The organism is Providencia sp. PROV114, from assembly GCF_032704305.1.
GTDB classification, from domain to species: Bacteria; Pseudomonadota; Gammaproteobacteria; order Enterobacterales; family Enterobacteriaceae; genus Providencia; species Providencia rettgeri.
This window is the reverse complement of the sequence record NZ_CP120528.1, coordinates 3790151-3805375: the sequence shown is the minus strand read 5'-3', so window position 1 is coordinate 3805375 and position 15225 is coordinate 3790151. Positions and strand designations below refer to the sequence as shown.

Sequence of the window (15225 nt, the reverse complement as noted above, 5' to 3'; positions counted from 1 at the left end):
TGGAAAAATGTTCATGTGGACAGCGTTATTTTCGATATTACTCATAATCTAATTTATACTTTATTAGACTAAAGTAATTACCTGGTTCTAAAACTTTATTATTTCTTATTAATCGTAGGTTGTAATTTAAATCACGATTGCCATCAGTTAATTCTTGCGATGACATTACCTTTCCTGGATAAACGACTTCACCATCAGCACTACTAATTTCAATGCCAAACCCTTCTGCTTGTCCATTGACAGTAAACAAATTACCATCATGAACTCCATCAAATGTTACTGTAAAATATTGCCAGTTTGGTTTTTTTGTTTCAGTTCTTTCGAGTACACAATTAATTAATTTTATTGAAAATTTTTTTTTGTTACTTTGGCCATCACGAATCATTTGCGATATAGATAAGCTTCCCATTTCAATGGTTTGATCTCTGCTACTTATATCAATAGAACAGGCGGTCTCAATAATACTTCCATTCATTGTAATTAATGATTCAGCCGAACAATATGATGACAAACTAGTTCCTAATAATAGAATGAATGTCAACCATGAAAATTTATATAGCATATTTTCGCTCTATCATTATGCCCAATGAACCTAAAAACCTATCCATGTGTTTTTAGGTTAAAATTAGAAGGTGGCTAATTTTATTCGTAAGATAAAGTGAAGTCTGCTACGGAACTGAATTCACCAGCAGTAATAGTTGAAACATCACCACCATTACCTTTCAGGTATGCAGAGAATTGTAATGTGTTACTACCATCCTGAATTTGTTGGAATGGCGTTGCTGTATTAATCGTAACAACTTCACCGTTACCGCTAGTGATTTGAACGCCTGCACCACTACCTGTACCTACAATACCTAACGTTTTATTATCTTCATCGAATGCAGCAGATGCACCAGTAAAGGTTAATTGAACACCTTTAGTTAAGCTGCTAACGTTACAGTTTTGTAGTGCGATCTCAAATGCCTTAGGTGATGATTTTCCGCCATCGGCTAAAGCCATATTAGAGATTTGGCCTAATTCAATTGTTTGGTCAATACTTTCTGGTGCAATTGAACATGGTGCTTCAATAATCGCACCTTTAAAAGTAACTTTACCGTGGCCTTGGTCAGCCGCATTTGCTGCAGAAGCGCCGCCTAAAACTAATAAGGTTGCCATTGCAATACTTTTGATTTTCATCAATCTTTTCCTTTACTGTTAAATATATAAATATGATTATTGTTAATCTCATTATGTTAATTTCATAGTGAGATTAATTAATAACAATCAGAGTTAATTGCTATTAATTAATAATAATTTCGTTTGTCATTGAATATTACAATAATGCTCTTGAATCATTGATATATAAGATTTCTTTTTCAATTTCTGACTTTAATTTAGATAAATCTAGGTCAATATGGATTGTTAACTCGATTAATTTTTCAAAACTTAGTTTTGTTGCTCCTCGCTCATATCTTGATACTTGTTGTTGACTTACATTTAGTTTTTTTGCTAATTCAGCTCCACTAATTCCTTTTTTCTTTCTCAATCTTTTTATTAAATATCCTAATTTTATATTTACATTTTCTTCATCATTCATTTGCTTTACCTAAATGTGAGGATTGAAAATATGATGAGTTAATCTTTTTTAAAGAAGTAACAGACATCTACCTTAAAATACACGGATATCAACATGATTTTAGATGTTGATATATCACTAAGGCCATTTTCGTAACGTGATAATTGTTGTTGAGATATACCTATAATTCTGGCTAAATCAGATCCACTTAACTGATATTCTGATCTTAGCAATTTAATTTTTTTACCAATATTCTTGGCAACTATATGCGTAATGTTTTTTTTGTTTTCTAAAACAGTTAAGCAAGTAAAAATAGAGTCCTTCATTTTATTAGGATACCAATTTAAATTTCAATTTTTGGATTGCTGTTTAATTTGTGAATATAGATTACTCTTGATAAAGGTATTTTCTAAATATAAATAATCAGTATGCTAAATCGATAAAATCGATTAATTACAATACATGTATCTAATTACAAGCTAAATAAGTGATGCTCTAATAATGACTTGTTTAATAGCTTGAATCTTAAATAAAAATAAAAAACATTATCAATTGAATGGTTATTTTTATAACATATTGTTAATATGATTTTTTTTGAAACAAAATATCAATATAAGATTATTCTTACTAAAATGGTTGTGAATTTTGCATTTATTAAGATATTTCTGTTCATTTTGGAACATTATTTTTGGAGGGATACTAATAGAATTAGTATTAATTGTATAAATAAGACTATCTGAATGTGATTTATTACCTTCATATTTAGATATTTTAATGGGGATATGTTATTTAAACAGTTGTGACTTTAACCAAGGGTATTTGGTTTTAGGGGAATAATACTGTGCTAGTTGGGGAATACTGAGACTTAAAATCGATAAATCTCAGTATTGGTAATGGTAATAAACTTAATAACTAGCTTATATCACTCGCATCGTGGCGTTCGCGTACTTGTTGTGCAGGGTCACCTTGTAGGCGATTAACCCGGCGACCTCGCTGTACTGCTGGGCGTGCATAGATTTCATCAGCCCAACGAATAACATTTTTATATTCATGGACAGATAGAAATTCTGCGGCATCATAAAGCCAACCTTTCACTAATGCACCGTACCATGGCCAGATGGCGATATCAGCGATGCTGTAGTTTTCCCCTGCAACATATTTATGTTCTGCTAAACGCTTGTCTAACACATCTAATTGACGTTTAGTTTCCATGGCAAAGCGGTTAATTGGGTATTCAAACTTTTCAGGTGCGTAGGCATAAAAATGCCCAAAACCGCCACCAGCAAAAGGTGCTGAGCCCATTTGCCAAAATAACCAGGATAAGGTTTCAGCTCGTTCCGGCTGAGTTGTGGGTAAAAAAGCAGAAAATTTTTCGGCTAAATAGGTCAGAATCGAGCCTGACTCAAATACTCGGATAGGCTCCTTGCCGCTTCTGTCGACTAAAGCGGGAATTTTTGAGTTAGGGTTAATTTCAACAAAACCAGAACTAAATTGGTCGCCTTCACCAATGTTAATTAACCAAGCGTCATATTCTGCCTCTTTAATGCCAAGGGCTAATAACTCCTCTAACATGATAGTGACTTTTTGCCCGTTCGGCGTTCCTAAGGAATATAGCTGTAGTGGGTGCTTACCTATAGGTAAAGATTTTTCGTGAGTTGCACCGGAAACTGGACGATTAATATTGGCGAATTTTCCGCCGTTACCTTGCTCCCATTGCCAGACTTTTGGGGGAATATAGGGGGTGTTTGCCATGAGTTATCTCCTTAACCGTTTGCAAAGGTGGCGATTTTTTTCTCATCAATTTTTTCATTATGAAGGTCTTACACTGTAGCAATCTCTAGTGAATTCTCCACTGTTTTTATCGTATTTGGTTTGGTGGGAGGGCTAAATAGCACAGAGTGCAAGAACATATAGAGGATAAGCAGATGAGTTAAGTATTACTGCTGAGCGACTTTTTAGTCTGGGGGGCATTGTTTATACGCACAATCATAGTTGAGTTATTCATCGAAATTAATATGTATTTTGAATGGTTAGATAATAACAAAAGGTAAATATCTTCATGTTCAATAAAAACCAGCGCTTAAAATAAGACGTAAGTAACAAAATTGTTAACAAATTCGTTGTGCAGATCACTAATTCAAATAAAAAAAGGGTGTGAATAATTTGTGAAGATTGGCACTAATTTGCTGGAGTGTATTTTATACATTGATAGCATATCAGTCATATTCAGGTGTATCGGAGTGTGTCCATGCTTGCGCCAAATTCAAACATCTACCAAAGCTTATTACAAAGAGCAAAAGTGCAGCCAGACGCTGTTGCGATTGTATTTGAAGAGCAAAGTTGGAGTTATCACCAATTACTTGAGAAAGTAAACCAAACAATGTTGTGGCTAACTACAGCCGCACAGTTGAAAAAAAGTGATCGGATAGTACTCGGCTGGGGAAATACGATTGAATTTTGCCAATTATTTTATGCTGCTGTAGGGCTGGGCATTCAGGTCATTCCTTTAAGTACTAAAATGAAAGAGTTTGAAGGCAAAGAGCATTTATCTTGTATTAATGCGGATGCTATTTTTTGGGATGACACATATCAACCATGGTTAGCTCAGTTCAGTACAAAAGGGATGAGTCTTTCTCAGTGGCGTAATCTAATACTTATTGAAGAAATTAACTTTACCAACCAAGTTAATGAGGAAGACCCCGCGGTTGTGATATTTACTTCGGGTACAACAGGTGCACCAAAAGGTGCGGTGATCACACACAAGAATATATTGTCTGCAGTATATGCCTATCAGGAAACATTAAAGTTATCTGAACACGATAAAACAATTTTAGCAGTACCGATTTATCATATTACTGGGCTTTCTGCTATTTTAGCGTTATTTATTCATATTGGTGGGACGGTTTATCTTCAAAAGAAATTTAATGCAAAAGATATTATTTCAACAATTGCAAAAGAAAAAATCACATTCTTACATGGTTCTCCAACTGTGTTTATATTATTAATTCAAAAAATAAAAGAAAATAAAAGTATTAATCTGGAAAGATTTAATTCATTAAAAATGATTGCTTGTGGTGCAGGTCATTTGAATGAAGGCACGATTAAAGAGCTTTCTTATCTATTCGCTAAAACATCCATTCATTCTATTTATGGTTTGACAGAGACATCATCCCCAGCCACCGTATTTCGTGAAGATATTCGGTACAGTGATAAAAAGGCGAGCTCAGGCACTCCGGTTCCTGGGTTACAGGTGGCCATAAGAGATGATAAAGGTGAAGATAAACCTGCTAACAGTACTGGCAATATCTGGGTTAAGGGGGATGTTGTTATCCAACGTTATTGGCCTGATAGCCCTGCGAATAGCACGTCGTTTAATGATGGTTGGTTTTTTACCGGCGATATTGGTTATAGGGATGATGATGGTTTCCTTTATATTCAAGATCGAATTAAAGACATGATTAACCGTGGTGGAGAAAAAATATATTCTATTGAAATCGAAGATTTGATTTCTAATTACCCAGGCGTTAATGAGGTCGCGGTCATTCCAATTGAAAGTACAATATATGGCGAAGAACCCATTGCATTTATTATTCCTGAGAACCAAGTATGTTTAACCAGTAAAGAAATTATTGAATGGTTAAAAGATAGAGTGCCAACGTATAAAGTTCCAGTAAGAATTATGTTTACACGTAATTTCCCTAGAACTTGGAATGGGAAAATAAGTAAGAAAGATTTGAAATTACGCTATTACTCTTTAAATAACTAAAATCTAAATTAGTTTTTAATTAATCAAAAAGGGGCTATGAAATATTAGCCTTCAGGTAGGTTTTATCATGAATAATAAATTTATTTCTAAACAAGATGCCGCTAAATTAATTAATAATGGCGATACAATTTGTACTGTGGGAATGACATTAACCAGTGCTGCTGAATCTATTTTATCGGCAATTGAACAACGTTTTTTATCCGAGGGCGTACCAAATCAATTAACTCTCGTTCATGCGGCTGGGCAATGTAACCGTATTCGCGGGAATCAACACTTTGCCCATGAAGGAATGGTGAAACGGATTATTGGTTCTCATTGGGGGTTAGCGCCTAGATGGATGCAGATGATTAATGACAATCAAGTCGAAGCGTATTGTCTTCCGCAAGGGCAAATGGTGCATTTATATGGCGCAATGGCCGCAGGCTTACCAGGACGCTTATCCAAAGTGGGGTTAGGGACATTTATCGACCCTGATCTTGAAGGCGGGAGGATGAACGTTAAAACGTTGGCGCTTCCTCCTTTAGTTGAAAAAGTGAATTTCAAAGGGGAAGAATGGTTATGGTACCCAGAAATTCCTTTAGATGTGGTGGTGATCAGAGGAACCCATGCGGATAGTAAAGGTAACCTCACCACCGATGAAGAAGCCATGGCGTTAGAAGTTTTACATGCGGTACTGGCTGCTAAACGCTTTGGTGCCAAAGTAATTGCACAAGTGAAGTATTGTGTTGAAGAAGGGACTTTACATCCTAAGCGTGTCACGGTTCCCGCCAGCTTTATTGACCACATTGTCGTGTGTGATAACCCTGAAGAAGACCATCGCCAATCCTCAAGCTGGTTTTTTGACCCAACGCTATGCGGTGATATTCGTACGCCTATCCAACAAACTACGCCATTACCTTTAGATATTCGCAAATTGATTGGGCGAATTGCATGCCGTTATCTATATGAAAACTGTGTGATTAATTTAGGAACGGGAATTCCAAACGATGTTATTGGTTCAATTATTCAGGAAGAAAATGCAACCAAGCGGGTTGATATTACCGTGGAGTCAGGGATCTGGGGGGGCGTTCAAGCCGGCGGTATTGATTTTGGCATAGGCCGTAACTTGTCAGCGATGATTAGTCACCAAGACCAAATGTTGTACTACAACGGGGCAGGCGTTGATATCACCTATATGGGCGCAGGGGAAATGGATGCCAGTGGTCATGTCAATGCGACATTGTTAGGCAATATTTGCCCTGGTGCAGGTGGGTTTATTGATATTACCCAAAATGCTCGGCACGTAGTGTTTTGCTCGACGTTCACGGCAAAAGGGTTAGATATTCGTTGTGAAAATGGGCAATTAACTATTGTGCGGGAAGGGGATATTAGAAAGTTAGTTAACCAAGTACGGCAAATTTCATGGAATGCGGATGTCGCACGAAATATCAACCAAACCATGCATTTTGTCACGGAGCGTGCGGTGTTCACTTTAGGGGGGAAAACACCAGTACTGGTTGAAATTGCCCCCGGTATTGACCTAGAGCGTGACATTCTTGCCCATATGGACTTCGTACCTGAAATTTCGCCTGATCTGAAAGTGATGGACTCTTCATTATTTGAAGAGGCGCCTTTTGGTCTGATTTCGTATTTGTAGTTTCAATATTAAAGAGGAATTTATCCATGTTAGTAAAAGATAAAGTTGCCATTGTGACGGGTTCTGCAAGAGGTATTGGTTTTGCGATTGCTCAGGTACTTGCAGAAGAAGGGGCAAAAGTTGTTATTTCTGATTTAGCCATGTCATCAGGTGAAGAAAGTGCAAAACAGCTACAAGAACAAGGCCATCAAGCCATTTTCATTCCTTGCGACATTGCTAAACGTGAAGAGGTGAATGCCTTATTTTCTAACGCATTAGCACATTTTGGGGCGATTGATGTACTGGTGAATAATGCGGGGATCAACCGAGATGGCATGCTGCATAAATTAACGGAAGATGATTGGGACAAAGTGATTGATATCAATCTGAAAGGGACATTTAACTGCATGCAAGAAGCGGCAAAATTAATGCGTGAGCAAGGAAGTGGCCGAATTGTCAATATTTCCTCGGCGAGTTGGCTTGGGAATGTTGGGCAAGCCAACTATGCCGCGTCCAAAGCCGGGGTTATTGGTCTGACTAAAACGGCTTGCCGTGAACTAGCCCGTAAAGGTGTCACAGTAAATGCGATTTGCCCAGGATTTATTGATACAGATATGACTCGTGGTGTACCTGAAAAAGTTTGGGACATCATGATTAGCAAGATCCCTGCGGGTTTTGCTGGCGATCCACGTGATGTCGGCCAATGTGTTGCATTCTTAGCCTCTGATAAAGCGCGTTATATCAATGGGGAAGTGATCAATGTTGGCGGCGGAATGGTGTTATAGGGGGAAATAATGAAACAAGCGAATGATATTGTCATTGTCAGTGGTGTGAGAACAGCAATTGGCACGATGGGAGGAAGCTTTGCAAATACGCATCAACACGACCTTGGGGCCGCGGTTATTCGTGAAGCCGTGAAAAGAGCTGGAATTGCTCCCGAAGATGTCGATGAAGTCATTGTGGGTAATGTTGGGCAAATTGCAGAAAGTGGTTTTATCGCCCGTATTTGCCAGCTGCGAGCTGGGCTACCAAAAGAAACTACAGCATATTCGGTTAACCGCCAATGTGGTTCCGGGTTACAAGCTTTAGCCGATGGCATGATGTTACTGCAGACTGGTCAATCCGATGTTGTGGTGGCATGCGGTACAGAAAATATGACGATGCTGCCGTACTACTTACGCAAAGCGCGTTATGGCTACCGCATGGGGAATGATGTGCTCGAGGATGGATTAACGTCCATCCTAACTTGGCCAGAGGGCCCTTATCACAACGGAATGACTGCAGAAAACGTTGCAGAACAGTTCAATATTACCCGCGAAGAGATGGACGATTTTGCATGGGACAGCCAGCAAAAAGCGTTAAAAGCGATTCAAGCGGGTTATTTTGCTGACCAGATATTGCCAGTAGAAATACCGGAAGGCCGTAAAGGCACACGTATTTTTGATACCGATGAACATCCACGTGATACACCACGTGACAAATTGGCTAAGTTGCGCCCTGCATTTAAAGCCGACGGTGTGATCACGGCGGCAAACTCGTCAGGGATTAATGATGGCGCTGCGGCATTAGTGATGATGCGACGTGAAGAAGCAGAAAAACGTGGTCTGAAACCAAAAATGAAAGTGGTCGATTGGGCAGTTGCGGGTTGTGAAGCTGCCATTATGGGCTTTGGGCCTGCACCAGCGACGCGCCGACTCATGGAAAAGCTCAAGATGAATGTAAAAGACATTGACTTAATTGAGCTAAATGAAGCATTTGCGGCACAAGCTATCGCAGTTATGAATGATTTATCTCTTGATAGCACTAAGGTGAATGTGAATGGTGGCGCAATTGCTTTGGGTCACCCAGTGGGTGCCAGTGGGGCTATTTTGCCCGTGAAGTTAATGTATGAAATGGAACGCCGTCAGGTTGCCACCGGGTTAGTCACGATGTGTATTGGTGGTGGCCAAGGGATTTCAATGTTGTTCGAAAGAGAATAAGAAAAACTGCAAGCAGAAAGCCCGACGTGGGGCGTCGGGCTGTTGCTGAAGTAAAAGCTACAGGTATGGGTCACTTAGAACCAAGAGCCGTACCTGTTTCACTACAACATGAGGATCTTATCTATGTTTTCTACAAATGCAAAGTTAGATTATGCGGCTCAGGGGAAAAAAACCAACGCAAAGATATACCGTAACCTGATGCCGTTGTTGATTTTAGCGTACATTATTAGCTTTATTGACCGAACGAATATTGGCATGGCAAAAAATGCGATGTCGATTGATTTAGGATTATCTGCAACCGCATTTGGTATCGGAGCAGGGCTTTTTTTCCTAACCTACTCAATTCTTGAGATCCCAAGTAATTTGATCATGGAAAAAGTAGGCGCGCGTTTTTGGATCACGCGGATCATGATCACGTGGGGGTTATTATCTGCGGCGATGGCATTTGTGACAGGGCCGACTTCTTTTTATATCTTACGGTTATTACTGGGAGCAGCTGAAGCGGGTTTATATCCCGGGGTTATTTTATATATGACATATTGGTTTAGCCAAGAGGAACGAGCTAAAGCAACGGGGTTATTTTTACTTGGGGTCTGTCTTGCGAATATTATTGGAGCACCGCTAAGTGGCTTATTGCTGAGTATGGATGGCTTATTAGGTTTCCATGGTTGGCAATGGATGTTTGTTATTGAAGGTTTACCCGCGGTGATCCTCGCATTTGTTGTGTGGTTTGTGTTGCCGAATAAACCGGAAGATGCGAAATGGTTAGATGAGGATGATCGGAATTATATTAAATATAAACACGACCAAGATAAAAACAGCATTAGTGTGAGTAATAGTAAATTCTCACTTAAGGCGGCATTTAAAAATAAAGCCTTTATGATGATTGTTGCTATCTATTTTACTCACCAGTTCTCCGTCTATGGTTTAAGTTACTTTTTGCCTACTATTATAGGTGAGTATGGCAAACTGACACCGATTCAAATTGGCTTATTAACGGCGATCCCTTGGATTTCAGCTGCAATTGGTGGCATTTTTGTGGCGAGAAAAGCCAATACACCGCGTCGTTCATCACGTATTTTAATTTCAGGTTATGCCGTGATGGCGGTTGGATTAGTGATAGGTGCACTGGGAGGCCCAGTTGTCGGCTTAATAGGCTTTTGCTTGACTGCATTTATGTTTTTTGTGGTTCAATCGATTATTTTCTCTCTTCCACCCACTTATATGAGTGGCAGTATGCTGGCGGGAAGTTTAGCATTATTGAACTGCTTAGGATTATTTGGTGGTTTCCTCGGCCCGTTTATTCTTGGTTTTTTTGAGGATTACACTGGAACAGCGACTTCTGGATTATGGTTTGGTGTCGGTTTGTTAGTTATCGGAACGATTATTGCTTCACGAGTGAATACTAACGGTATGAGCGAACCTCAACCATTACAAGTATCGGCTTCAGTGCAAAGCAAATAATTCAACATCGCCATTTACAATAGGAAAGTCTGCATGAAAATTGTTATCGCACTTGATTCCTTTAAGGGAAGTTGTTCTGCAAGGTTAGCATGTCAAGCCGTTGCTGAGGGTTTCAAGCGTGTATCCTCTGAATTAGATATGACGTTATTACCCATATCTGATGGCGGAGAAGGTTTGTTGGAGTCACTGGAACATAGCCCGGCGCTTTCTGGTGTAACACCTTACATTTTTAGCTGTACTGGACCTTATGGTAGTAAGGTTGATGCAGGATTATTAGTGCTGGAGGAAAAAACTGCTTTTATTGAAATGGCACAATGCTGTGGGCTGGAATTAGTTCAACGCGAGCACCGTCGCGTTGAAAATGCCTCGACTTATGGTTTGGGGGAAATGGTCAAGCATGCACTCGATATGGGTTGCTCTCGTATTGTCATAGGGATAGGAGGAAGTGCAACTAATGATGGTGGTGCAGGGTTTGCTCAAGCATTAGGTGCTTTGTTTTATGATAAAAATTCTCAGCTTATTGAGGCGCCAATTTGCGGTAAAGACCTCATTAATATTGCAAAGATTAATTTTGATAAATTTGACTCGCGAGCCGCTAAGGTTGAATTTAATGTTTCTTGCGATGTTGAAAACCCTTTATTAGGCAATAACGGCGCGACTTATATTTATGGTCCTCAAAAGGGAGCGGACAAAGCCACACTTGATCAGCTTGAAATGGGAATGGCTCACTATGCGAAATTAATGTCAGCAATAACGGGAAAAGATGTTTCGCTGGAGGCGGGCAGTGGCGCTGCGGGTGGATTAGGTGCGGGGCTTCGTTGGTTTGTTTCGGCAAAGCTCGAAAAAGGAATCGATCTCGTTTTGGGGCTCCTTGGTGCGAAATCCTATATTCAACAAGCGGACTTAGTCATTGTAGGAGAAGGGCGGCTTGATAGCCAAAGTGCGAACGGTAAGGCTCCTGTGGGAGTGGCTCGTATGGCCAGTCATTATGGTGTGCCTGTTATTGCGCTTTGCGGAGGATACAGTGAAGATAGCCGTATCCTATATCAACATGGTATTAGCGCAATGTGGTCATTGTGCCCTGGGCCGATTTCCCTTGAGCAAGCCATGACAAATGGTGAGCGTTACTTGGCAGATACAGCAGAAAATTTGCTGCGAACCGTACTAGCGAATCCGAATAAGCAAATAAAACCCTAAAGTGAGGCGGTAAGATGCTACTGACTGAAAAATTAGCCAATGATATTGTCACGCGTGCAATGGGGATTATCCATCACAACGTCAATGTGATTAATAGTCAGGGCGTGATTATCGCCTCAGGGGAAAAAAAGCGTATTGGTGAAATTCATGAAGCCGCAGTGGAAGTGATTCGCTGCGGCAAACGGATCACTATTTACAATGAAAATGAAGCACGAGCTTATTCGAATGTAGCTCCGGGGATAAACCATCCGATTGTTGTGGCAGATAAAGTGGAATTAGTCATTGGGGTGAGTGGTGACCCTGTTGTGATCCAGCGTTATGCCGAGCTTGCCATACTGACGGCTGAGCTGCTAATTCAACAAGAAATTGAGCGGCGTAGTATTAACTGGCAGCACCGTTTGCGAGATATGTTATTTGTCCAGTTTATAGAAAGTACAACGCAAGCACAGGGGCGCAGTGCGTTACTCAAACTGCATAACTCTGGTTTTGCATTCACTTTACCGACTATTCCTGTGATTATTAATATTGAAGCTATTCAGTATCGTCCTGAAATACTCGATACGATCATTACTGAATTATCAGCCATGGAAAAAAGTGATGTGTTATTGCTTAATAGCCGCGAAATTTTGATGCTATTTCCATCAACTCATTATCAAAATGAATCATTTATTCCTAATCTTCATTTCATTCTAGATAGCCAGCTTAGCCAATATTATATTGGTGTTGGTGTCCAGGCAGATACGCAGGAACATGTGAGGGATGCCGTTCATTTCGCACGTTCAGTCATTGAAGTTGGCCGGCTAACTGTGCCCGATAAACAAGTTTTTCTATTTAAAGAAATGGCATCTTTATGCCTCTTTAATGAATTGGAAAATAGCTATCTATTTAATTTCTTTTTGGATATTTGCCATAAAATATTGTTGCATGATTCGGGGGATATTTTAATTGAAACCCTTGAGTTATTCCTATCGCAAAATGGGGAAATAGGCAGTACCGCACAGCAATTAGGCATTCACAGAAATACATTAAGTTATCGGTTACAGCAAATTAAAAAGCAAACCAGTTTGGACCCGACAAGGTTTACGGATCTGATTCAATTATCTGTTGCTATGCATGGCTATCGTCGACGTTACCCAAAACAACAGCCATGGCTTGATGCATTAAGTTAAGGTGCAGTGTCATTACTTTTGTTGTAAAACCCAAATAGCCGCTTCAACGCGTGATTTTAAATTGAGTTTCTTTAGTAGGTGTTTGACATGGACTTTGACGGTGCTCTCTGTGATTTGTAATTTATTAGCAATCATCTTATTTGATAGCCCCTGAGAGATTAAATCTAAGATATGGGTTTCTCTTGGGGTTAATGCCGATAAATTATGCTCTGTAGAGGCTCGGTTATCTCTTAAGGATTCAGCTAAAATAGAGGCGAGCGTTGGGCTAACGACCATTTTACCACTTGCTGCTTCTTTTAATGCAATAATTAATTTTTCGGGTTCCATGTCTTTCAGTAAATAGCCATCAGCACCTCGTTTTAATGCATTAATTAAGTCTTCACCGTAATTGGATACTGTAAATAAGATAATACGGCCTGAAAGTTCGCGGCTACGTAAACTATCGAGTACTTCAAAGCCATTCATACCCGGCATATTGAGATCTAATAGGATTAAATCGGGGTCTTGCTCTTCAGCAATTTTAATACCCGTTATTCCATCGTCGGCTTCACCAATTACTTTTAATGTGGGTTCTAAACTAATTAATTGTTTAACTCCGTTACGTAGCATCGGGTGGTCATCAATCAGTAAAATGGTGGATTGCCCAGTTAGTTTATTTTCATTTTTCATTAATGAGTTACTCCAATTCAATTAAGCCACAGTCAGTGGAAATTCGACATTAACAGTAGTGCCTCCTTGAACTCTTGGCGAAATTTGATATTTCCCATTTAGGCTCAGAGCTCTCTCTCTCATAATAATCAATCCGTAATGGTTATTTTTTGTTGGCTGAGGCTGAATCCCTTCCCCATTATCTTCTATCGTCATGGTGATTAATCCGTTATTTTCAATTAATGAGACTTGTGACCAGTTTGCATTAGCATGTTTGAGAATATTGCTTAAAGCTTCTCGGATTATCTGGATAATATGGATAGATTGATGTGGGGAGAGGCTTTTTGCTGGAATTTGGTAATTCAATCCAATTTGAAAACCAAGGCGCTGACTGAATTCTTGGATTGTGCTTTCTAAAGCCGGGAATAAGCCGGGTTCAGTTAATTTTAGCCTGAAGGTTGTTAAAAGTTCACGTAATTGGCTATAAGCGGAATTTATTTCATTACGCATTTCGTTTAATAGTTCTTGGTGCTTAGTTGGCAATGTTTTAGGTTGCATTTGCAGATAACTAATTTGCATTTTGAGACAAGATAATGATTGTGCGATTGAATCATGCAATTCTCTCGCAATCGCCGAGCGTTCATCCATAATCAGTAACTGCTGTTGTTGTTCTAATTGGTGCTCCATCGCTAGCATTCCAGCAATTTGTTTAACTAGCATCAGCACTAAATTATTTTGCTCTTCAGATAATGGCTGATTTATATCTATTTCAGCCAAAATCATGCCATAACGCTGTAAGTTATCGGAAATCTCCCATGATATTACTTTAAGTTGTTCAGTTACCTTGGGTGACTTGAGAGAGTGCTCTTCGTTTTCTGGGCAATGAATTTCATGAAAGTAGGTATCATTATTTTCTTCGTATAGTCTCAAGCTGATATTCTGTAGCGGTATTAAGCTTTTAAGCTCAGATAATACTTTTTCTAACCTGACTGATAATGGCCCAATGGCATGTAAGGTGCGATTAGATTGGTATAAATAGAGTAATACTTTATTTTTATTTTGCAGGTCAGCCGTTTTTTCGATAACTCGGGATTCTAATTGATGGTAACTTTGTGCAAGCTCATCCGACATTTGATTTAACGTTTGGCCCAGTGAATTTAGCTCATCTTGTTTTTTGCCTGCAGGAAAGCGCTGACTAAAATCTTGGTGACTAATCGCATTCACCATATGAAGTAACTTAAGCCAAGGTGTATAAATTTTCTTTCTAAAATGGCAGATAGCAAAAATAAGTAGCAACGAAACGAGGCTAATAAATACCATTTGAGTGATTGCTACATAGGTTATCTTTCGTTCTGTTTTTTCATCAATATTGCGAACTAATGCATCAAGCTTATTAACAAAAGTAACGACCGCAAGCCGTGCATCATTAGGCGAAACTGCATGGTTAAGTGCAGGTTTTAATTCTGTAACCCAATATTGATAAATCTCAGAAAATTGCTGTTTTAAATCTTCTATTTCGACGACTTGTGTCAGTTCATCGCTTAATAAATTTTTCTCAAGTTCACTTACATATACGTCAGAATATTGGTTGAGTGGTACTAATGAAAGTAAATGATAGCTTTGCATCCGCAATGAGCCTGATTTATTAATTGCATGTGCATTTCCTTGCACACTAATGATCATACTATTTGAGATTGTCATGCCAATAATACCGAGTACGGCAATCAATAACATTAAACCAATAACTTGGTTAATGATTGAAAATCGGTGATAAGCAATAGACATAAATAATCCTTTCTACGGTACATGTTTATTCATTATTTTTGATA

General features: G+C 39.1%; 14 protein-coding genes. 7 read left to right on the top strand and 7 right to left on the bottom strand.

Annotation, left to right across the window (positions count from 1 at the left end; translation table 11 throughout):
• Positions 1-37: 37 nt before the first annotated feature.
• The 5 genes from P3L37_RS17090 to yghU form a co-directional block, all read right to left on the bottom strand.
• Entirely contained in the window at positions 38-475 is a 438-nt protein-coding gene (locus P3L37_RS17090; protein ID WP_109912800.1) for a fimbrial protein, read from the bottom strand.
• A gap of 167 nt (positions 476-642) precedes the next feature.
• A complete protein-coding gene (locus tag P3L37_RS17085) occupies positions 643-1179 on the bottom strand; it encodes a fimbrial protein (RefSeq protein WP_109912761.1) in 537 nt (178 codons plus the stop codon).
• A gap of 136 nt (positions 1180-1315) precedes the next feature.
• Positions 1316-1579 carry a helix-turn-helix domain-containing protein gene (locus tag P3L37_RS17080; RefSeq protein ID WP_109912760.1) on the bottom strand — a complete coding sequence of 88 codons (264 nt, stop codon included), beginning with the start codon at positions 1577-1579 and terminating at the stop codon, positions 1316-1318.
• A 38-nt stretch (positions 1580-1617) separates the two neighbouring features.
• Entirely contained in the window at positions 1618-1884 is a 267-nt protein-coding gene (locus P3L37_RS17075) for a helix-turn-helix domain-containing protein (protein ID WP_109912759.1), read from the bottom strand.
• A gap of 586 nt (positions 1885-2470) precedes the next feature.
• Positions 2471-3310: a glutathione-dependent disulfide-bond oxidoreductase gene (yghU, locus tag P3L37_RS17070; protein WP_109912758.1), complete on the bottom strand. Its 840-nt coding sequence runs from the start codon at positions 3308-3310 to the stop codon at positions 2471-2473.
• A 496-nt stretch (positions 3311-3806) separates the two neighbouring features.
• Here yghU and P3L37_RS17065 point away from each other — a divergent pair, with 496 nt between their 5' ends.
• The 7 genes from P3L37_RS17065 to P3L37_RS17035 all read left to right on the top strand — a co-directional run bounded on the left by P3L37_RS17065 (position 3807) and on the right by P3L37_RS17035 (position 12748).
• Positions 3807-5324 (top strand): class I adenylate-forming enzyme family protein, encoded by a 1518-nt coding sequence (locus P3L37_RS17065; protein WP_109912757.1) that lies wholly within the window; start codon positions 3807-3809, stop codon positions 5322-5324.
• Positions 5325-5391: 67 nt separating this feature from the next.
• Complete coding sequence (locus tag P3L37_RS17060; protein WP_109912756.1) at positions 5392-6960, top strand: acyl CoA:acetate/3-ketoacid CoA transferase; 1569 nt, start codon at positions 5392-5394, stop codon at positions 6958-6960.
• A gap of 26 nt (positions 6961-6986) precedes the next feature.
• Entirely contained in the window at positions 6987-7724 is a 738-nt protein-coding gene (gene fabG / locus P3L37_RS17055; protein ID WP_004907760.1) for a 3-oxoacyl-ACP reductase FabG, read from the top strand.
• A gap of 9 nt (positions 7725-7733) precedes the next feature.
• Positions 7734-8918 carry a thiolase family protein gene (locus tag P3L37_RS17050; RefSeq protein WP_109912755.1) on the top strand — a complete coding sequence of 395 codons (1185 nt, stop codon included), beginning with the start codon at positions 7734-7736 and terminating at the stop codon, positions 8916-8918.
• A gap of 123 nt (positions 8919-9041) precedes the next feature.
• Positions 9042-10382 carry an MFS transporter gene (locus P3L37_RS17045; protein WP_109912754.1) on the top strand — a complete coding sequence of 447 codons (1341 nt, stop codon included), beginning with the start codon at positions 9042-9044 and terminating at the stop codon, positions 10380-10382.
• A gap of 33 nt (positions 10383-10415) precedes the next feature.
• Positions 10416-11579, top strand: coding sequence for a glycerate kinase (locus P3L37_RS17040; protein ID WP_102138109.1), 1164 nt, complete (start codon positions 10416-10418; stop codon positions 11577-11579).
• A 14-nt stretch (positions 11580-11593) separates the two neighbouring features.
• Entirely contained in the window at positions 11594-12748 is a 1155-nt protein-coding gene (locus P3L37_RS17035; protein WP_004907773.1) for a CdaR family transcriptional regulator, read from the top strand.
• Between the two features lie 12 nt (positions 12749-12760).
• On the opposite strand, the gene narL is transcribed toward P3L37_RS17035, so the two are convergent.
• Positions 12761-13417, bottom strand: a complete 657-nt coding sequence (gene narL, locus P3L37_RS17030) for a two-component system response regulator NarL (protein WP_004907776.1) — start codon at positions 13415-13417, stop codon at positions 12761-12763.
• Positions 13418-13438: 21 nt separating this feature from the next.
• The gene (narX, locus tag P3L37_RS17025; protein WP_109912753.1) at positions 13439-15181 is read right to left on the bottom strand and encodes a nitrate/nitrite two-component system sensor histidine kinase NarX; all 1743 of its coding nucleotides are present in this window, start codon (positions 15179-15181) and stop codon (positions 13439-13441) included.
• Between the last annotated feature and the right edge of the window lie 44 nt (positions 15182-15225).

Bases quoted from the DNA above. Each gene is read 5' to 3' on its own strand.
- P3L37_RS17045 (WP_109912754.1), top strand. From the start codon at position 9,042: ATGTTTTCTACAAATGCAAAGTTAGATTATGCGGCTCAGGGGAAAAAA.
- narX (WP_109912753.1), bottom strand. From the start codon at position 15,181: ATGTCTATTGCTTATCACCGATTTTCAATCATTAACCAAGTTATTGGT.
- P3L37_RS17060 (WP_109912756.1), top strand. From the start codon at position 5,392: ATGAATAATAAATTTATTTCTAAACAAGATGCCGCTAAATTAATTAAT.
- narL (WP_004907776.1), bottom strand. From the start codon at position 13,417: ATGAAAAATGAAAATAAACTAACTGGGCAATCCACCATTTTACTGATT.
- P3L37_RS17050 (WP_109912755.1), top strand. From the start codon at position 7,734: ATGAAACAAGCGAATGATATTGTCATTGTCAGTGGTGTGAGAACAGCA.
- P3L37_RS17040 (WP_102138109.1), top strand. From the start codon at position 10,416: ATGAAAATTGTTATCGCACTTGATTCCTTTAAGGGAAGTTGTTCTGCA.
- P3L37_RS17085 (WP_109912761.1), bottom strand. From the start codon at position 1,179: ATGAAAATCAAAAGTATTGCAATGGCAACCTTATTAGTTTTAGGCGGC.
- P3L37_RS17080 (WP_109912760.1), bottom strand. From the start codon at position 1,579: ATGAATGATGAAGAAAATGTAAATATAAAATTAGGATATTTAATAAAA.
- P3L37_RS17075 (WP_109912759.1), bottom strand. From the start codon at position 1,884: ATGAAGGACTCTATTTTTACTTGCTTAACTGTTTTAGAAAACAAAAAA.
- fabG (WP_004907760.1), top strand. From the start codon at position 6,987: ATGTTAGTAAAAGATAAAGTTGCCATTGTGACGGGTTCTGCAAGAGGT.
- P3L37_RS17090 (WP_109912800.1), bottom strand. From the start codon at position 475: ATGAATGGAAGTATTATTGAGACCGCCTGTTCTATTGATATAAGTAGC.
- yghU (WP_109912758.1), bottom strand. From the start codon at position 3,310: ATGGCAAACACCCCCTATATTCCCCCAAAAGTCTGGCAATGGGAGCAA.
- P3L37_RS17035 (WP_004907773.1), top strand. From the start codon at position 11,594: ATGCTACTGACTGAAAAATTAGCCAATGATATTGTCACGCGTGCAATG.
- P3L37_RS17065 (WP_109912757.1), top strand. From the start codon at position 3,807: ATGCTTGCGCCAAATTCAAACATCTACCAAAGCTTATTACAAAGAGCA.